Origin of the sequence: Spirosoma aerolatum (assembly GCF_002056795.1) — a bacterium.
GTDB lineage: Bacteria > Bacteroidota > Bacteroidia > Cytophagales > Spirosomataceae > Spirosoma > Spirosoma aerolatum.
This window is the reverse complement of sequence record NZ_CP020104.1, coordinates 2,402,412-2,420,985: the sequence shown is the minus strand read 5'-3', so window position 1 is coordinate 2,420,985 and position 18,574 is coordinate 2,402,412. Positions and strand designations below refer to the sequence as shown.

The 18,574-nt window shown below is 50.4% G+C and carries 12 protein-coding genes; 2 read left to right on the top strand and 10 right to left on the bottom strand.

Annotated elements, in window-relative coordinates; genetic code table 11:
• Positions 1–156 precede the first annotated feature (156 nt).
• Positions 157–1,248, top strand: coding sequence for an acyltransferase family protein (locus B5M13_RS09720; protein WP_080055493.1), 1,092 nt, complete (start codon positions 157–159; stop codon positions 1,246–1,248).
• Positions 1,249–1,284: 36 nt separating this feature from the next.
• Positions 1,285–3,708: a hypothetical protein gene (locus B5M13_RS09715; protein WP_080055492.1), complete on the top strand. Its 2,424-nt coding sequence runs from the start codon at positions 1,285–1,287 to the stop codon at positions 3,706–3,708.
• Between the two features lie 25 nt (positions 3,709–3,733).
• On the opposite strand, the gene B5M13_RS09710 is transcribed toward B5M13_RS09715, so the two are convergent.
• The 10 genes from B5M13_RS09710 to B5M13_RS09670 form a co-directional block, all read right to left on the bottom strand.
• On the bottom strand, positions 3,734–4,651 hold the full coding sequence (locus B5M13_RS09710; RefSeq protein WP_080055491.1) for an RpnC/YadD family protein: 918 nt from the start codon (positions 4,649–4,651) through the stop codon (positions 3,734–3,736).
• Positions 4,652–4,745: 94 nt separating this feature from the next.
• Positions 4,746–5,897 (bottom strand): acyltransferase family protein, encoded by a 1,152-nt coding sequence (locus B5M13_RS09705; protein ID WP_080055490.1) that lies wholly within the window; start codon positions 5,895–5,897, stop codon positions 4,746–4,748.
• A 21-nt stretch (positions 5,898–5,918) separates the two neighbouring features.
• Complete coding sequence (locus B5M13_RS09700; protein ID WP_080055489.1) at positions 5,919–7,301, bottom strand: purple acid phosphatase family protein; 1,383 nt, start codon at positions 7,299–7,301, stop codon at positions 5,919–5,921.
• Positions 7,302–7,326: 25 nt separating this feature from the next.
• Positions 7,327–8,190, bottom strand: a complete 864-nt coding sequence (locus B5M13_RS09695) for a glycerophosphodiester phosphodiesterase family protein (RefSeq protein WP_080055488.1) — start codon at positions 8,188–8,190, stop codon at positions 7,327–7,329.
• Positions 8,191–8,194: 4 nt separating this feature from the next.
• Positions 8,195–10,306, bottom strand: coding sequence for a hypothetical protein (locus B5M13_RS09690; protein WP_080055487.1), 2,112 nt, complete (start codon positions 10,304–10,306; stop codon positions 8,195–8,197).
• Positions 10,307–10,317: 11 nt separating this feature from the next.
• On the bottom strand, positions 10,318–11,136 hold the full coding sequence (locus B5M13_RS09685) for an HpcH/HpaI aldolase family protein (protein WP_080055486.1): 819 nt from the start codon (positions 11,134–11,136) through the stop codon (positions 10,318–10,320).
• A gap of 118 nt (positions 11,137–11,254) precedes the next feature.
• Entirely contained in the window at positions 11,255–13,069 is a 1,815-nt protein-coding gene (locus B5M13_RS09680; RefSeq protein ID WP_245859909.1) for a hypothetical protein, read from the bottom strand.
• 182 nt (positions 13,070–13,251) lie between these two features.
• A complete protein-coding gene (locus B5M13_RS34045; protein ID WP_245859908.1) occupies positions 13,252–13,530 on the bottom strand; it encodes a hypothetical protein in 279 nt (92 codons plus the stop codon).
• A gap of 54 nt (positions 13,531–13,584) precedes the next feature.
• Positions 13,585–15,813 carry a hypothetical protein gene (locus tag B5M13_RS09675; RefSeq protein ID WP_080055485.1) on the bottom strand — a complete coding sequence of 743 codons (2,229 nt, stop codon included), beginning with the start codon at positions 15,811–15,813 and terminating at the stop codon, positions 13,585–13,587.
• A gap of 21 nt (positions 15,814–15,834) precedes the next feature.
• Positions 15,835–18,102, bottom strand: a complete 2,268-nt coding sequence (locus B5M13_RS09670; protein WP_080055484.1) for a ligand-binding sensor domain-containing protein — start codon at positions 18,100–18,102, stop codon at positions 15,835–15,837.
• Positions 18,103–18,574: the final 472 nt, after the last annotated feature.

Here is an 18,574-nt window from a genome sequence, read left to right as displayed (position 1 = left end):
CATTTGATTGTCACTGATGGTCATGAAGCAGTCATTAATCGCTATCAGTCAGCCAATTCGCCCGGCTTAGGCTTCAGGAATTTTATTTTCCGTACGCCGACGTAGGCTTATATCAGCCACAGAATTCTCAATCCAGTACCATTGAATGACCACCGAATGACGCCGAATCGACTCGTTTCACTGGATGCCTTACGTGGGTTTACCATTGCGGCTATGATTGTCGCCAATTTTCCGGGCACCGAGGAGTTCGTGTATTTTACACTCCGCCATACCCGGTGGAATGGCCTGTCGTTCACCGACTTAATTGCGCCCACGTTTCTGTTTATTGTGGGGGTGTCCATTACACTGGCGTATACCCGGCACGTAACCGAAGGAAGTCCCAAAGGCGTACTTTATCGAAAAATTATCGTTCGCTCACTGAAGATTTTTGCCGTGGGCATGTTTCTGAATTTATTGCCCGATTTCGATTTTTCGAATGTTCGCTGGACAGGTACCCTCCACCGCATTGCCATCGTCTTTCTGATTTGCACAACGTTATTTTTGAACACTACCTGGAAACAACAGGCCTGGATTGGGGTCTTTACGCTGGTCGCCTACTGGCTGGCCATGACACTTATCCCTACTCCTGACGTGGGCCATGTTGTGTTGGAACCGGGTCAGAATCTGGCGGCCTGGCTGGATCGACAATACCTTCCGGGCCGGATGTGGCAGGGCACCTGGGACCCGGAAGGTATTCTCAGTACGTTTCCATCCATTGTGACTACCATAACCGGCATGCTGGCTGGCCGGGTGATGCTCATGGCCATAAGCCCCACCGAAAAAGTAGCCTGTCTGATGACAGCGGGCCTGTTCGCAGCAGCAGCCGGGTATTTCTGGGGCTTAACCTTCCCGGTCAACGAAAACCTATGGACGAGTTCGTTTGTGCTGGTGACGTCGGGTTTTGCAGCCTTGCTATTGGGAGCGGTTTATTTTCTGGTTGATGTACAGGGCCATACCCAAGGCACCAGACCCGGTATCATTTTCGGAGCCAATGCAATTACGGTATACGTACTGGCCGACATCTTTGCTCTCGTTTTTTACCGAATGAAATTCGGCAGTTATTCCCTGAACGAGCATGGGGTCAATGGATTAATCGGGATTGGTATCCAACCGGAACTGGCCAGTTTACTGTATGCCCTGTTTTTCATCGGTGTCAATTTCATTCCAGCCTACTTCCTGTACCAGCGCAGGATTTTTATTAAGTTGTAGAAACCGGTGCGCATCGGTACATATTCTACCCTTTCTATGTTTAAACGAATCGTTTTCTCCGTTTGCTTTTGTTTGGCGCTGGCCACGGTTCTGGCGTCTCCAATCGATCTGTCGAAAGCCCAAATTGTCAATACAGTTACGGATCAGAAAATCCTCCGCCGAACGGTTGAGGTTCTACAGCAGGAGATCAGGAAACGATCAGGGATTCAATTGCCCGTAACAAACCGCTTCCCAGCCTCAGCTATGCCTCAACCTCTGATTGGGATTGCGCTGGAAAATAACCTGGACAAACTCCCCAAACCCTTCCAGACGCTGGTACGCGATATGCCAGCAACACAACAGGAAGGTTTTAAACTGGTTACGGTTGAATCGGCCAACACTATACTTATCGTAGGGCATGATGCTCGTGGGTTGCTCTACGGCGTAGGGCGATTACTACGCAAGTTGAATATTCGTCCGGGAAAGCTTGAGTTGCCCGAACCGATTTCCCTATCCACCAGTCCACGATACCCTATTCGTGGGCATCAGTTAGGGTATCGCCCTAAAACCAACGCCTACGACGCGTTTTCGGTAGCACAGTTCGATCAATATATCCGTGAACTCGCCTTATTTGGAGCCAATAGCATTGAAATAATGCCGCCCCGCACCGATGATGATTTCACCAGTCGGCATATGAAGTTACCGGCTATCCAGATGATTCGGGAGCAATCGCGAATTTGTGCCGACTATGGGCTGGATGTCTGGATGTGGTATCCGAATATGGGTCAGAATTATACCCATCCCGACTCTATTCAAAAAGAATTGACTGAGCGACGGGAAATCTTTGCGACCGTACCCAAACTCGATGCCGTTTTTGTGCCGGGTGGCGATCCTGGCGAACTGGAACCTGACGTGCTATTTGCCTGGCTCGAAAAAGAAGCGCAGGTTTTGCATACGTATCATCCGAACGCTAAAATTTGGGTATCACCTCAGGTATTCCGACCCACTCAGCAATGGTTCGACGCGTTCTTCAAACAAGTGAATCACGGCTATGACTGGTTCGGTGGGGTCGTTTTTGGCCCCTGGGTCAAGATGCCCGTTCAGGAAATCCGGAATCGACTGAATCCTAATATCCCCATTCGGCATTATCCTGATATTACCCACAACTACAGCAGCCAATACCCTGTACCGCATTGGGATCTGGCCTGGGCCATGACGCTGGGCCGTGAGAGCATTAACCCACGCCCACACGATGAAAAAACCATCCACAATGCGCTGGATGACTACGCCGTGGGCAGCATCAGCTATTCGGAAGGCACCAACGACGATGTAAATAAATTCGTCTGGAGTGATCAGGACTGGAACCCCGAAGCCCCCGTATTAGAAACCCTCCGCGACTATGCCCGTCTGTTTATTGGCCCTAATTATACTGAATCCGTAGCGCAGGGCCTGGTAGCGCTGGAGCAAAACTGGCGGGGTAGTTTACTGACCAATGAGTCGGTAGAGCGAACGCTGATGCAATGGCAGGCACTGGAAAGCTCAGCCCCCCAATCGGTACGTCAAAACGCCCGGTTTCAGATGGGTCTCATTCGGGCCTATTATGATGCCTACACGCGCCATCGGCTCCTGTACGAAACCAATCTGGAACTACAAGCCCGCGACAGGCTGACAACGATCGGTGCTGAGGGTTCGCTGGCAGCTATTGAACAGGCAAAGACCATTCTCGCAAAAGCCTGGAAAGAGCCCATTTTGCCTCAATATCGCCAGATCTGTTTTGGGTTGGGAGATTCTTTGTTCAAGAGTATTGGCGCTCAGTTGACCATCGAACGGCACGGAGCTATGTCGGGACGAGGTAATTTTCTGGACAATATCGACATCCCGCTCAACGACTCGCCCTGGCTGCTGTCGCAACTGGAGCAACTTGAAAAAGTTAGCGATGAAGCCTCCCGTCTAGCCAAAATCAGAGAGATGCTTCACCGGACCGATCCGGGGCCCGGCGGTTTTTACGATCATATGGGTGCTCCAGAAAGTTGGCACCGGGTCGTTTCGGACGAACGCTGGGACGTCGATCCTGGTAGTCTGCGGTCGCCACGAACTGGCTTTGGCGTTGGCCTGGTGGGTGTTGAGTGGGTCGATGAAATTAAAGCAACGGGCTTCAAAGGACAGATTACGCCACGCGTCTGGATGAAACAAGCGAAAACGCTCTATGATCAGCCCTTGAAAATTGCCTACGCAGATTTGGACCCGAAGGCTGCTTATCGACTTCGTATTGCCTACACAGGCCGGTTCCGGTCGCGGATGAAACTTACCACCGACGACGGGTCGTTAATTCATGATTTTATCCAGACGGGCGAGCAACCGATTTTCGAATTCGACGTTCCGAAAGCAGCTGTATGGGACGGTAAAATTACCTTTATCTGGACCTGTGGAGAAGGGGAACGGGGTTCGCAGGTAACCGAGCTTTGGCTATTGCGGAAGTAGTGTGTGGGCTCTAAAAAGCCTAAACTTATACGCCCTTCTTTTTGACCTCTTCGACAAACGATACCGGTACGCCAACCAATCGGGCAATCTGTTCTACCGTAAACGAGGTTTCCTGAAGAAGCATTTGGGTAAAAACCAGGTTCTTTTCTCTCATCCCCTGTTCTATTCCTTGTTCTATCCCCTCTTTTTTAGCACGTTCCAGCAAAAATTGCTCAATTCCCATTGTGGTATTTTGTTGTGTTATAGCTTCAATAGCCCGCTCAAACTTATCGACTGCCTCCTGTTTTTCCAAACGTACATAATACCGAAGGAAGTTCATCAAACTACGAACCTTATCTTTAGGCAATTGGCTCGCTAACAATTCCTTAGCAATATTTATTTTAACGGTCAGCAATTGCGCTTCAGTCATCTTTTTGCCCAGTAAAGCAGCCTTACCGATTAATAATACTTTGGCAAAAGGGTTTGCACTGCCCGATAAAGCAGCATCGCTTTGATCCAGTAGTTTATAGACATTGTACTGATAGCGAAGCTGGGTTCCTAAACAATCCTGTTCATAATAGGCAGGCTGATACCCTCTATGACCATCTGTAAATAAGGCAAAAGCTGTAATCGGCTGTCGGTATTTGTCAAAAATACGGCAATAATACTGGAACATTCGTTCCGCGAAATTAGGATCTTTGTAGCCCTGTACTTCTATATGGATTAAAATCCACTGTTCCTGAACTTGGTCGTGTTGACGAGTATATACTTTTACCAGCTTGTCAACATACCGGGGTTGATAGCTATCCTGTTCAGGAGGAAACAACTGTTCTAATTCCTTATCCAGGTAGTCAAACCCTCTATCCAGAAGAAACAGTTCTTCTGCCTTCGGATAGAAGAAGCGTAAAAAATCATCAAATACATCTTCTAAAATTGCCTTCCAGAGAGAATCATCTCGTTTCATCGTCTGGCAAAATAATAACAATTTGCCGATTAGTAACCTAAAAGAGAAAATTGCCACTATTTTTTATTACCAGACAAAACCGGTATGTAACCTATTATACCCGCAGGAACGTCTTTTTCTTGTACATATAATACAGAAATGCCCATTTGACAGCGAGCACGCCGATGGCCATACCCACTTTCTGAACTACTTCGGATGACGACAGTTTCAGTAAGCCTTCGAAGAAAAACCGGGCGGCATAATCGAAGCTGATAAACTCACCCGCCAGATAAATCAGGATGGAGTTCATACCGATAACCGTAAAGAAAAACGTCCATCCTTTCAGGCCTTTTACGTCGATAACCCAGTAAAAGATAGCCAGCAAGATCAGGCTGAACCCACCGGTAACGCAAACGAATGAACTGGTCCAAAGATTTTTATTGACGGGAAAAACGAAGTTCCAGAGCCACGCCAGCACAACAAAACCCACACCTATACCCAGCAACCGAAGCGTTTTCTGCACTCCCGTTCGCCCATGCGCCCGTAGAAAGGTCCCGGCAAAAATGCCTAGCAAGGCATTACCAATGGCTGGTATCGTTGAAAAAACGCCTTCTGGATCATGAATTGTTTTATACAAATGTCCCGGCACAATCTGTCGGTCGATAAAGCTGGCCAGATTGCACTCCATTGTCAGAATACCCGCTCCGCATCCCGGCACAGGCACCAGCATCATCAATGCCCAATACCCTAGCAGCAATCCAACAAACCAGATGTATTGGAAACGCGTACTGGCGTACAGATAAATCAACTGCCCAAACATACCAGCCAACCCGATCCGGCCCAGTACGCTTGGAAAACGCGTATCCTGAAACGCTTTAACAAATAGGCCATTGTTGTAAATCACCCCCAGCAAAACCAGAACTAACCCTCGGGTAATAATTTTCCGGGCAACCTCCGATTTGTCCGCTCCTTTTTCCAGACGGCTACCAATCGAAAAGGGAGTCGATACGCCAGCCATGAACAAAAACAACGGGAAGATCAGGTCGTAGGCTGTAAACCCGTTCCAGTCCGGATGATGCAATTGCTCGGCAATAACCACAGCCCAGGCCCAGCCCGTTGTTTTGGCCAGTATGTGAAATACATCCTCACCGCCCATAATCCAGAACATATCGAATCCGCGCAGGGTATCGAGCGAAAGTAATCGTTTGACGGGTGCAGGCTGGGCAATAGCCGGGTCAGCCGTCGACTGGGAGGTAGTTGTATGCATAGTAGGTTGGTTAACTGAGTTTTACTCTTTTTTCGCCTGCTTGCGGGCTTTGTATTCCTGAAAACGATTCCGATACTCATCCATTTGTGCAGGTGTGTACCGCTTTTGGTATTCGGCGGGCAATTCGAGCCGTTCGGGCGACAGCAACGGCGCCTGATCGACCAGCGTATTCGTTCCTTTGCTGTCTTTCAGTAAGTCAAACGAATCGTATTTCTCCCCGGTCACCGTATACGACTGATAGGACAATTTAGCCCCATCGATTGAAATGGTCTGGTATAGCTGCGTATTTGAAGCCGCCCGATCCATCCAGTTTTGGAGGCCAATATCATACATTTTTGGCCCACTCACCGAAACGACATAGATTGGCCCATCGGGATGTTTCCGGCTCTTTCCCAACGGCATATTCAATCCTCGTCCGTAGGTATGATCGTGCCCCTGAAGGACCAGATCGACGCCGTATTTTTTATAAATAGGCTCCATCTTTTTCCGCCAATCGTCATTGTCTCGGCCCTGTTTCGTCGAATAGATTGGGTGGTGATGGGTCACAATCGTCCAGCGATTCGGATTGCTGCTCAACACCTGAACAAGCCAGTTCGCCTGTGTGGCCATTACGGTCGAGTCAAGCAAAGCCGCCTGTGAATTTAAGGAAACAAACCGTACGCCCTGATAATCGAAATAATAAGCTGTTTCTTCCAGCCCTTTTGGCCCATTTTCCGGCAACACAAACGACGGGCGCCAGTGCCTGGATACGCGATAGTTACCCTGTTCATCTTTAAAATATTCATGATTGCCCGGTGTAGCTAACGTGGGCACCATGCCATTGATCCAGCCACCCGCTTCGAACCATTCGGCCCATTGCCAGTCGGCATTGGAGGTTGTGATCAGATCGCCCGCGTGGACCATCAGGCTCACAGCGGGCAGGGTTGAATACGCTCCGCGAATGGCCCGCGACCAAAGTGACCGAATGTCGTTCTGGGCATCACCAAAGTACAAAAACGAGAACGGTGCGACCTGATTCTGAGCCGTTTTAAATTGAAACCATTCGCTCCAGTGCACCCCATCACCCACCCGATAGGTATATTTTGTAGCTGGCTTCAGGTTTGTGAAATGAACGGCGTGGTAGAGAACCGTTTTGCCATCGAGTACGATTCGGTCGGTCGTAGCCTGTATCACGGCTGCTTTAGCGACAAAATCGGGCGATGGATCAGCTTCGGTAATGGCTCCAACCGCATTCGTAACGGTTGAATCGGTACGCCAGTTGACGGACTGCGACGTGGCCGCATTGCCCTGCCAACCCAGAATGAGCCGATCAGGATAGGCCGTTGGGGTATAATCTTTGTGTACCTGTGCCCATCCCGACGCCGTTATAGCGACAAGAAAAGCGGTGCAGATTAGTTGCTTCATAACACTCAAGTCAGCTTGTTTTAAGTTATTTCGTCGCTCGGCGGGCTAGGGTCCGATAGACGGTCAAAATATGGTCGGTTTGAATCACATCGACGCCCAACTGCGCTGCTTTCTGGTAGTATTCTGGCCGATCGCCTTCATCCAGCAAATCTACGAATACCCGAAGCCCCTGCATATGCAGTTGATCGACCAGGTCTTTTGTCAATTCGGTAGCGTTTATATCGAACGCATACGGGTGCAAGGCTGCGATTTTGGCCGTCAACTCGTCGCTTTTTCGGAGCGAGGGCATACATTTCGCCTTCGGAGCCACCTTGTGAAGCGATTGCAAAAAGGTATCGGAGCCGTAGAAGACGGCATCGTTCAGCAAACCGTACTGAGTTAGCATCGCAACTAACGGCTCCGGAGCCACCGCTTTGCAATCGACATAGAGGTTGGTTTGAGAGCGATGATGGGCGTTCCAGTCCGACACCAATTGGCATACTTCCGCTAGCGTAGGAATTCGTTCGGCCCGAAATGATTCGCCCGCCCCTTTACCAGCCGATAATTCCTTCAGTTCGGCTAATGTTCGTTCGGCGGCAGGGCCTGTACCATTGGTTGTCCGGTTGAGGTTGCCATCATGCAGAATAACAAGCTGTCCATCCCTGGTTGTCCGGACGTCGATTTCAATGTAGTCAACCTGCCGTTGTAACGCAATGCGAAACGTAGCCAGCGTATTTTCGGGAGCAAGCCCAGTATTACCTCGATGGGCCGATACGCGGATTGTAGGCTTTTCGGACAATGCCTTCCGATAATAGGTAATCGAATCTGCTGATAATTCGGGGGCTTGTCCGTAAGCGATCCTGGCAATGGTTAGCCACCCAATCAGACAGGTCTGTATAATCATTTTCATAACGCTATTTGTGTTCAGCATTTTTTAGATTCGGTTTGGCACGCCAATCGGCTTCTGTCCCAAACCGGGTATGCATCGCATTGCCTGACTCTTCCTGCGCCGGATACGGATAAACAAGCCGGTTCGTCAGCACGAAGAAAACACCCGACAGACCAATCGTCACAACCGTTCGTAGCCACGCCTGGCGATAAAACGGCTGAAATGATTCGGGTGGCAAAATCGCGATCCGTTCCTGTTCGTGCGGAATGACCAGTACCAACAGAGTCGATGCAATGGCATTGACCGTAATTACCCACTCGGTAAGTAATCGCTGGGGATGCCAGTCGACCAGGGCCCGTTCAAAATTCCCGACGACCATCAGCCACAGCAGAACTAAAAAGAGTAGTTGCCCACGGCCAAGCCAGGAGACTGGAATAACCGACAATGGCTCCCGAAAATGCCGGCGGATCAGTATAATCAAGAGGAGTAGCAGCAATAGCCAGGTCAAGTTGAACCAACCTGCCGGACTCAACTGCCAGGAACCGATACCGGGTAAACGGCCCAGATACGGCGCATCCCACAAAGCCGTGGTCGTTTCTGTTGACCCGTCGGGACGTGTCATTGATCGGGTCCACACGTCTGGGTTTAATTGCTTGCCCCATTCTTCGACATTCTTGACCAGGTTGACATACGGAATGGCCAGCCACACGAATATGGTCGCTATGCCCAACGCCCATCGCCCCCGTTCGTCCACTGGCCGATCCTGATGCATAGGCACTCGCGTTGCCAGAAAACCCAGCGCAACCACGATAGCAATTCCGTTCACAAAGCCGTATGTCTGTTCCAGAAAGCTATGCCAGTTCTGCTGCTGCCAATTGGCCCAGTTGACCACAACGGTTTTAAATTCAGCGCTATCGGGCGAAAGGCCGCGTCCGGTTAGTATTCGCGGATTACCGGGTGCCATCAGCAGTTGTTTTACCCATTGTATACCGGAAAATCCTAATCCACCAATCAAACCACTGATAACGGAAGCCGCAGCCACAGCCTCTAACTGATGCCGCCTGAACCAGAGAAGTGCCCCAATGAAAACACCCGTGATCCCCGCCCAATCGTCGCTACGGGGCGGTGTCATCCGAAGGCCACCATAGTTGGCAAAGCCGATGCTTCCAAATACAGGCACGGCCAGGAAGAAAAGTAGCCATCCAGCAGCCATGTAGACGATCAGCGATGCGCCCTGACGAAATTTCCCAAAGCGGACAAAATAGGCGGCAACTCCCAACAATAGCCCAATAAACCAGCCAATATGCTGCGGATAATCGCCAAACCACTGCGGCCAGTTATTCAGAAAATTATGCGCGTCGAAAGCCCGTTGCCCCGTTTGGGGGCTGATATAGGTTGGATCGCCCAACGGATAGGTTAGCCACGAAGCCAAGAGTTTATCCAGACCCGCTACGCGTAACAACACCTGAATAGCCCAGCCAACAACCGCTCCGACGGCCGCAAGAGCAGGAAGCCATAGCCTGTTTTTTTCAGATCGATCAGTCAAATCGAAAACGCCCATTGCCAGCAAAGCCGTGTAAGCCGCCAGGTAATCGGCATCGAGCCAATAGAGCGGACTTTTATGCCGAGCGGCCGTATGATCGAACCCAATACCTGCCTGGAGCCACTCGGCAATGGGGTCTTCAATAATATCCTGAATAATCCACGCTCCAAACAGAAACAGTATTGGCTTGAACAGGCCAACCAACCGTTTATGCTCGGCGACAGCCGCTAGCGCCGTACCGGCTCCGCCCAAAGCAGCCCATAAAAACCCGATGTAAAACAAGCCGACATACCCGTACCACTGCGAAAGGAACTGACCACTTTGCGTATACGCAATGACCTGCATGTAGGAAATAGACCCGCCAAATCCCCAGCCAATAGCGCCAAAAAAGGCAAAGTACAGTACCCGCTGCCGCCAGTCGGTCCGACCCGATAGCAACGCCACGACAATAGCGGCTAAACAACCAGCAAAAGCGGCTCCATATTCGTGCCCGAAGTTGCCCCGAATGCCCCAGCCAATCGACAGCGCAAGGCCACCTAACACTATGGCTTGCGGCCGCCAGATGGGCGACAGTGCCTGGGTTGCTGTAGTCATTAATTGTCAGGTTAGATAATCAGTGAATCGGACTGACTGGGTCCCTTTTCATCGCCAACTGCTTCTTTAATAACGGCTATATCGTGCCGAAGGCGCTGACTAAACAGGGCGATGTCGAAGCTATGCACAACGATATTAGCCCCTTCGGCTATCCATCGGATTTGCCGTTCTGGTTCCAGTGAGAAATGAATACCGATGGCTAGCCCTTTCTGACGGGTTTTGTGAATAATGGTTCGTACAGCAGCCTCAAAATCAGGGTGATCGTACTGTTCCGGCAATTCCATGCTTACCGACAAATCGTGTGGGCCAATGAATACCGCATCCAGACCCGGCACTGACAGCATCTCGTCAAGTCGATTCATCGCCGGTACGCTTTCGATATTGGCAATGCACATCTGGTCGGTATTGTAACCGTCGATATAGGCAGCCATTTCGGGCGACAGGGTTTCGATACCATTCAGGTAAGCCGCCAGTTTTTCGCCTTTCAGCGGACGGTATTTGGTAGCGCCCACCAGCGTCTGCACCTGTTCGACTGATTCGAGATAGGGAGCAACGATGCCAATGGCCCCACCATCAATAGCCTGACAGGTCAGATATGGGTCGGGACTGGGAATGCGGACAATGGGGGTAATGTCATACGCCCGAAACTGCTGGCATAGCCGGGCCAGTTCCGACCTGTCCAGTGGAATGTGCTCGGTATCGATAAAAACAAAGTCAAGGCCGATCTGCTTTACCGCTTTAGGCCACATGGGACCGGTGGAGGTGATACAGGTACCGTATACATTTTGCCCATTTTTTAACCTTTGCAGAAGACTGGTAGTACCGCTCATTGAATCAATAGCAAGAAAAATGAAGCACTATACTTCACCTATCGTACTACGGTCTATTCCGCTATTCAGGCTACTTGCCACAAAAAATTAACGTGAAAGTGGTAAACTATCCGGCTATTTACCTCCCAATCGGTGCGCTGATCACACCCAGATAGCGCCCCATCCAGTAGGGTAGCAGGAATGAATCACCGGCGCTCAACTCAGAAACAGCTTTTCCCGGCCGATCCAGTTTGAACAGGTTGCGATTGTGCTTCAGTTCGGGCCGTTCGTCGGGAGGTAGTACCTCTTTTGTGGTCTGGCCCCGAAAATTGGCGGGTATCAAATCAATGTCTTTCCGGTGGCTGTTCAGCATGGGCCATTCGATCATATCGAGCGGAAATTCCTGCAAATACCAGACAGTTTCGGGCAGATCGAAGGTCTTTGCCCCCGTCATGGCATAACATAGATTCCAGAGACCATCTTTTTCGGGACGCTCTGCCAGCCAATGGTCTTTGATAGCTTCCCGGTATTTCTCTTTCAGCTCGGGTGTAAACGCATAGGGATACAGGCACCAGTACGCCAGAAAATACATTTCATCGTCGGAGTGGTTCCATTCTTCCGAAAGCATCTTTGCCCAGTCGCCAGCGCCCTGAGGAGCTTTTCCGATCTCGCTCATAGGCCGCATCAGGTTATCCAGGTAGCCGTATTGCCGCATTAGTTCATAGGCTTTCCGCTTGTATATGGGCTTTCGGGTAAAATGATACGCGGCCTGTAAAAAGGCAATGATATTGGACGACATGATTTTTCGGTCGCCTACTGAAATCGGAAACGAGTTGACATAGTCGGGATGCCATTTGCCCCAAAGCGTAGGTTTACCATCCACATCGATCAGATACCAATTATGGCGGATGATGTTGCTCATTAACCCATCCATCAGCGTAATGGCCCGTTTTTTCACGTCGCCATCCATCAGTTCGGCCATCAGCGTAAGGCAAAATAGCTGGCCTACGGTCTGATCACTACTGGTGGTACCGCGCCAATCCCACTGTGGGTCGCTGGCATGATTCCAGCCGTTGGTAAGTCCGCCATCCCAGGCTTTGGCCTCAAATTTATGATACCCCCGCCGTTCGAAACCCCGCGCGAAAAAACCGTCCATTCCGGTGATGCTAAATAGCCGTTCCATAGCCTCGAACGATTCCAGACAGTTTTGTAACGCTTCCTTACTTCCGGTCACTTTATAGCGAAACAACTGACTAACCAGATACATTGATGTCCAGAGATTGTCGCTATCCCGTTGTCCCATCTGCGCCGTCGACAGATCGCCATGCTGAATCGTCGTCACATCACAATTAAAGCCGTAGCGGATGTGCCGTTGGCGAACCTGCTGTTCATAGCGCAAGGCTTTCTGTTCCAGCGTCATCGACTCGAAGTGAATTTCGCCCAGGCCCTTGTTGGTCAATACACAAACGGTTTCTCCGGCCCCTTCACCAACTGCCGTTACGGTGTTGCCGGGTAGCCAGCGTTCACCATAATAGTAGTTGAACTTACCGTCCTGACGCAGCATAAACGCCCCTCTGGTTGACCCAAACCACAACTGCCCATGTAGTACCGATATGGCGGTGAGGTCTGGCCAGGGTAGCCTCGTCTGAATCCCGCCAATGGGTGCAAACGAACGAGCATCCAGTACCTGATACCCGTCGTGAGTACCGATGTACAGCTTATTTTGGAAAACGGTAAAACAGGTTAGCCCCGGTTTCTGAAAAACCATCTGAAGTCGACCTGCTTTCGGGTCCAGCAGACTTAAAGAGTGCTTTCCCAGTACCCAGTAGCGTTGCTGAGCGGCTTCATATTGGAGGCTGATTACAGAGTCCTGCGGTAACGGGCCTTCCCATACGCGCGAGCCATTTTGCCAGAACCGGATACGAACGCCATCCGAAATCGCTCCTGAAAACACCTGGCTACCTTCATCAGAACCTATACAAAACAGCCGTGCGGCAGGTAATCCATGCTCAATATAAAGTTTCCCAGCCCAGGCATTGCTAACTATGGCCGTATTGTCCAGGTAAATTAATTGCTGGTTGTAAAGGCCTAATGCCGACAGTTTGCGATCGGTAACGGGTCGATACGTTTGATCCGCTACCAGTTTTCCAGGATATTGAAACTGCCCCCCGATGGATGTAACAACCCAGTGGCCGATAGGACCTGAGTCACTCCATTTCGATCCGTGCAGGTATGGCTTAGCCGAAGTGTCGTGTCAGCCGTATAGTACTTGATGCTATAATCCTGCGTATAGGGTATATCCCGATAAACCGGCGGCTGAGCCGATACAACGAGCGAAAGCATGAATGAGTGAAAGAGCGCTCCACAGAATAGCCAACTCGTTCCAGATTGTTTAAGAAGGGTTAATAGATTCATTGTTACTATATGAAGTCGGCTCAACGCTCAATCACTCAATCACACATTCGCTCATTATCGCATAGGGGCACTGATCACACCCAGGTAGCGGCCCATCCAGTAGGGCAGCAGCCAGATATCGCCCGCACTGTGTTCGGAAGTACCATTGCCCCGCAGTCGATCCATACTGAACATATTGCCATTATGCCGCTGAATGGGTCGCTCATCGGGAGGCAGGACTTCTTTGGTGGTTTGTCTCCGAAAGTTGTCGGGCAGCAATTCGATATCTTTACGATGGCTGTTCTGAATTTCCCAGTCGATCATATCAAGCGGGAACTCCCGTAAATACCAGACAGCTTCGGGCAGATCGAACGATTTAGTCCCGGTCAATGCCGTGAAAATATTCCAGGCACCTTCTTTTTCAGGCCGTTCAACTTCCCAATGATCGATAATGGCTTTCTTAAAATTAGCTCGTAACGTATCGTTTAACGCATACCGGTACAGTCCCCAGTAGCCCACGAAGTACATCTCATCGTCAGAATGGTTCCAGCCATCTGACATGTGCTTGCTATGCTCATCGGCATTGTCGGGAGCTTTACCGATGATGCGCATGGGTCGCATCAGGTTCTCGAAATAGCCATGCTTCTGCATTAGCTCGAACGCTTTCTTCTTATACTTTTCTTTATGGGTGAAGTGATAGGCCGTTTGGAGCATAGCCACAATATTGGACGAATTCAGTTTCCGGTCGCCTACATTGATCGGAAAGGCATTCACATATTCCGGGTTCCAGCGCCCCCACATGGTTGGTTTCCCATCGAAATCGATCAGGTACATATCATGCGTAATAATGTGACTCATCAACGTATCGATCAGCGTAATGGCGCGGCTTTTCAGCTCCTTGTCATTGACCAGTTCAGCCATAGCTCCGAACGCGAAAATGTGCCCGATTACTTCATCGCTGCTCGTGGTCGATTTCCAGTCCCAACCGGGTTGCGGGGAATGCTGCCAGCGTTCTTTATCGTGTAGTTTGTCGATATAGCCTGCCCGTTCAAACGAACGAGCCGGAAAACCCGGAACGGGTGTAACCGTGTACAGCCGCTCCATAGCATCGAGCGATTCCCGGCAGTTTTGGAGTGCTTCCTTATCTTGGGTGACAGCATACCGAAAAACTTCACCCCCCAGATACATCGACGTCCAGAGGCCATCATTATCCGAATCTTCCATATAGCCGCTCTCCAGATTTCCTTTTTCCATGTGAACCAGCGACGCATTGAACCCATTCCGAATATGCCGGGTCCGCACCTGCCGATCATAGAACTGGGCTTTTTCCGCGAGTGTCATCCATTTCGATTCAATTTTAGCCAGACCAGCCGTTGTCAGAATCAGGACGGAGTTGGCCGGGCCAGCAGCAATCTGTGTGACCTGGTTGCCGGGTAGCCAGCGCTCGCCATTGTAATAGTCGAACTTGCCATCCAGACGCAGGGCAAAGGCACCCTGAGCCGATCCAAACCAGAGTTTCCCATTCACCTCTGCAACAGCCGTAATGTTTGTTACGGGCAGTTTACGATGAACAGTGCCCAACGGCTTTTTCCCAACAGCATCCACTTCCAGATACCCATCGGTCGTACCGATCACTACCTTAGTTCCTTTTGACGCCAGATCGAATGCGGTGAAGTTGGCCCCATCCAGCACTTTAGTCAGCTTGGGTGACTTGCCCGACAGGGAGTAAAGCGCTTTTTTACCCAGTATCCAGAACAGATCGACCCCAGGCTGATACCGAATCTGGATGGCTTCATCATCAGCTATCGTTCCTTTCCAGCGGATATCTTTACCTTTTACCAAATGCAGTGCTTTCCCGTCCGAAACCAGAAAGGCAAAATCAGCTCCCCCCGCAAATAGTCGTGCCTGGGGAAGTTGATGTTCGGTAAACAGTTTCCCTGCCCAGGCATTACTCAACACCGCCCGATTATCGAGATAAACAAGCTGGTGGTTATATTCCCCAATGGCGGCCAGTTTCATATCACTCATCGGCCGATACGTCTGATCGGGAAGAATTTTACCCGGCACCAGAAATTGCCCACCCGATGGATGCATGAGCCCGTTGGACGCGAGCAGTTGAATCACCCCGTTTCGGTCGCAGGCCAACCCGGCCAGACTGGCCTCTGGCTTATCGACATAATATTTAATGCTGTAATCCTGAAGAAATGGTTTGTCCTGATACACCGACTGGGCGTTCGCCAGAACCCCCAACGATACCCCAAGCACCACACCTACCACACGTTTACGAATTATTCCTATGCACATAAATTTTTGTTTTTCAACAGATTATTGAATCATTTTCAGGTATCGCCCCATCCAGTACGGCAGTAGCCAGAACACGGGCTCCCGTTCGATATCGGGCGTACCATTCACAGCCGCCCAAGGATTTTTATCCCAACGAACAACGGTCCGAATGCTAGCCGGTGGTAACTCACTCACCTGCCATTCGTCGAGCACTGGGGTCCGAATAATCCGAACATCCTCTCGTTTCGTATGATCGACCGTCCAGTTTACTAAATCGAGTGGCGTATCGACCAAAAACTCTACGGACGATGCCAGTTCAACCGATTTATTTCGGGAGTAACAGTACAGGAAGTTGATGAGTGGATTTTTATCGCCTTTCCGTTGTTGAAGCCACTGGTCCATATGGGCTTCGTAAAACGCCCGAAGTTTGGGATCCTGCTCACAACGAACCAGAATGGGATAGACATAGGCCGCCAGCATCACATCAAAATAGATAAACCAGGCCGGATTCTGATCCTTGATACGCGCCATATTGTCCAGGTAGCCTTCTTTATCGATCAGATTCCGGTAATGTTGCTCATAGACCGGCTTCCCGGTCATATAATAGGCCAGTTTCAGAAAGGCCAGCAACTCCATCGAATTTTGTGCCCGATCCGGTGCCCAGTCGGGGTTGCGGTTGAGCATGTCGGGCGACCACACGCCCCAACGTGTAGGCTTCCCGTCGATGTCTGTCAGGGTAAAATTATGGGCAATCAGGTGGTCGACCAGCCGGGCTACATGGGCGCGAACCACGGCCTTCTCGGCTTCGTCGGCCACCAGTTCGTAATAGAAATAATAGCCCATCATATGGCCACACACCTCATCGCTGCTGGTATCGCCTTTCCAGAGCCATTTCCCATCCTTCGATTTTCGCCATCGTACCTCAACCGGTTTAAACCGAGGCTCTTTTACCAGTTCGTCGGCTTGTTCCTGCGGGGTGTAGGTCCGGTTGGTATCGTCTACATGCGTCCAGTTGGCCGGAACGATTGTACGCGCAAAAAAGCCGTCCGTTCCCGTCACCTCCTGAAGAAGTTTCAGGAAATTAAATGCTTTCTTTGCGTTGGCTTTCGCGTCCGGGTCATGCGTAGCTGCGTACCGAAAGGCTTCCATCGCCAGGTAATTGCCGGTATACTCGCCATCATTATCGTCATCATCCGGTTCCCAGGTGCTTATATCACCTGGTTGTTTTAGTCGGCATTGTCCGGCAATCCAAGGCAATCGAATATGCCGTTTCATGAGCACATCGTAGAAATAATCCTGTTTCTGGGCCAACGTCATGGACCGCCGTCGAATGGCGCTTACTCCGCCAGCCGTAGCCACCCAGGCCGTTCCCTGCGCATCAAAGGCAACATCTTCGACCCGATCATCGAGCAGCCAACGTCGGGTAAACCGCAGCGAATGACTACCATCGGGACTATACCTGACAACGCCTACATCTGTACCTACCCACATACGCCCGTCGGGTGCCTGACTCACACAGTTCACATAACTCGACGGGATACCCTGCTTTGGTTCCAGCGTTTGCATCGGCTTATCCTGCCCCAAAACCGTGACACCACCCAAGCCCCCTACCCAGACATTCCTTTGTTGATCCAGGGCTATTCCTCGAACAGAAGCACTCAACAATTCGTCAGGACGTTGAAAGATCCGGGTTTGGGTATCGTCAATATGATACAGCCCCACATCGGTAGCCACCCAAAGTCTCCCCTGCCTATCCGATATTACCCGCCGGATGGATCGGGGCAGCGAATAGGACTTTTTCTGGCAACCCTGCTTATTGATTAGCCACACACCCGCTGGCCCCAGCGCATACACGCCTTCCGGGGCCGCACAAAGTTCCGAAATCGGTCCTACAGGGCCATCGAGCCGTTCGAGTTGCTGGTCCCTATACCGAAAAAGCCCGTTCCACATGCCTAGCCAAACCGTTGATTGCTGATCGACGGCTACCGCATAAGCCGGACCCTGCTCGGTAGGAAATGGCAAACTTACCCAATTGGGCTGTGCAGCGCTCTTCATAAACACACCGGCGGCTGATGCGATCCAGATCGTCGATTGCGAATCGACCGTGATTCGACGCACCGCTACTGACTGGCCATTCACAACCAGCGGATAAGCCTCGTGGTATTCCTGTTCAAAAGCCTGGTCCTGATAACGGCTGTTCATATCCTGCAGGGCCGTTCCCCAACCCGACCGACAGGCATAGACTAGCCAGCAGGTCATAAGCATGACGCATACCGAAAACCAGGACCGATAGGTGATACACACGTTCATCTAAAGCGAGGAGAAGCCAACCGCATAGGGTAAACAGGGGCCTATACACCAGTTATACGGGCATTCTGATTCATTAGGCTACTAGAACGCACCGAAAATTTGGTACCAACCTGCCAGCAGACAACCCAAACGACGGGCCTTTCTCCTTTTCACCCAACCTATTAGAGCTTATCAAAAGCGCAGCAGGATAGCTTTTACAGCCTGTTTGGCTAAATTAAAAAGCCCTGCGCAAAATGACGGTTATTTTACGCAAAGTGCGAAATTCTTTTGAAATACACTCTTCTATATTTGTCTCGATAGTGGCGCAGAATCCAAATATAATTTGGCTTCGATGGTGTATGTTAAGATATTATGAAGGATTTGTAAACTTTTATAGACAAATCCTTCGGCGAGTAATGTCAAAATTTTATTCGGCATTTGAACTTAAATTAGTTATAAAAATTCTACAGACCATTCAATCACAATTGTTTTT

Bases quoted from the DNA above. Each gene is read 5' to 3' on its own strand.
- B5M13_RS09690 (WP_080055487.1), bottom strand. From the start codon at position 10,306: ATGACTACAGCAACCCAGGCACTGTCGCCCATCTGGCGGCCGCAAGCC.
- B5M13_RS09670 (WP_080055484.1), bottom strand. From the start codon at position 18,102: ATGAACGTGTGTATCACCTATCGGTCCTGGTTTTCGGTATGCGTCATG.
- B5M13_RS09720 (WP_080055493.1), top strand. From the start codon at position 157: ATGACGCCGAATCGACTCGTTTCACTGGATGCCTTACGTGGGTTTACC.
- B5M13_RS09705 (WP_080055490.1), bottom strand. From the start codon at position 5,897: ATGCATACAACTACCTCCCAGTCGACGGCTGACCCGGCTATTGCCCAG.
- B5M13_RS09675 (WP_080055485.1), bottom strand. From the start codon at position 15,813: ATGTGCATAGGAATAATTCGTAAACGTGTGGTAGGTGTGGTGCTTGGG.
- B5M13_RS09715 (WP_080055492.1), top strand. From the start codon at position 1,285: ATGTTTAAACGAATCGTTTTCTCCGTTTGCTTTTGTTTGGCGCTGGCC.
- B5M13_RS09695 (WP_080055488.1), bottom strand. From the start codon at position 8,190: ATGAAAATGATTATACAGACCTGTCTGATTGGGTGGCTAACCATTGCC.
- B5M13_RS34045 (WP_245859908.1), bottom strand. From the start codon at position 13,530: ATGAATCTATTAACCCTTCTTAAACAATCTGGAACGAGTTGGCTATTC.
- B5M13_RS09685 (WP_080055486.1), bottom strand. From the start codon at position 11,136: ATGAGCGGTACTACCAGTCTTCTGCAAAGGTTAAAAAATGGGCAAAAT.
- B5M13_RS09700 (WP_080055489.1), bottom strand. From the start codon at position 7,301: ATGAAGCAACTAATCTGCACCGCTTTTCTTGTCGCTATAACGGCGTCG.
- B5M13_RS09710 (WP_080055491.1), bottom strand. From the start codon at position 4,651: ATGAAACGAGATGATTCTCTCTGGAAGGCAATTTTAGAAGATGTATTT.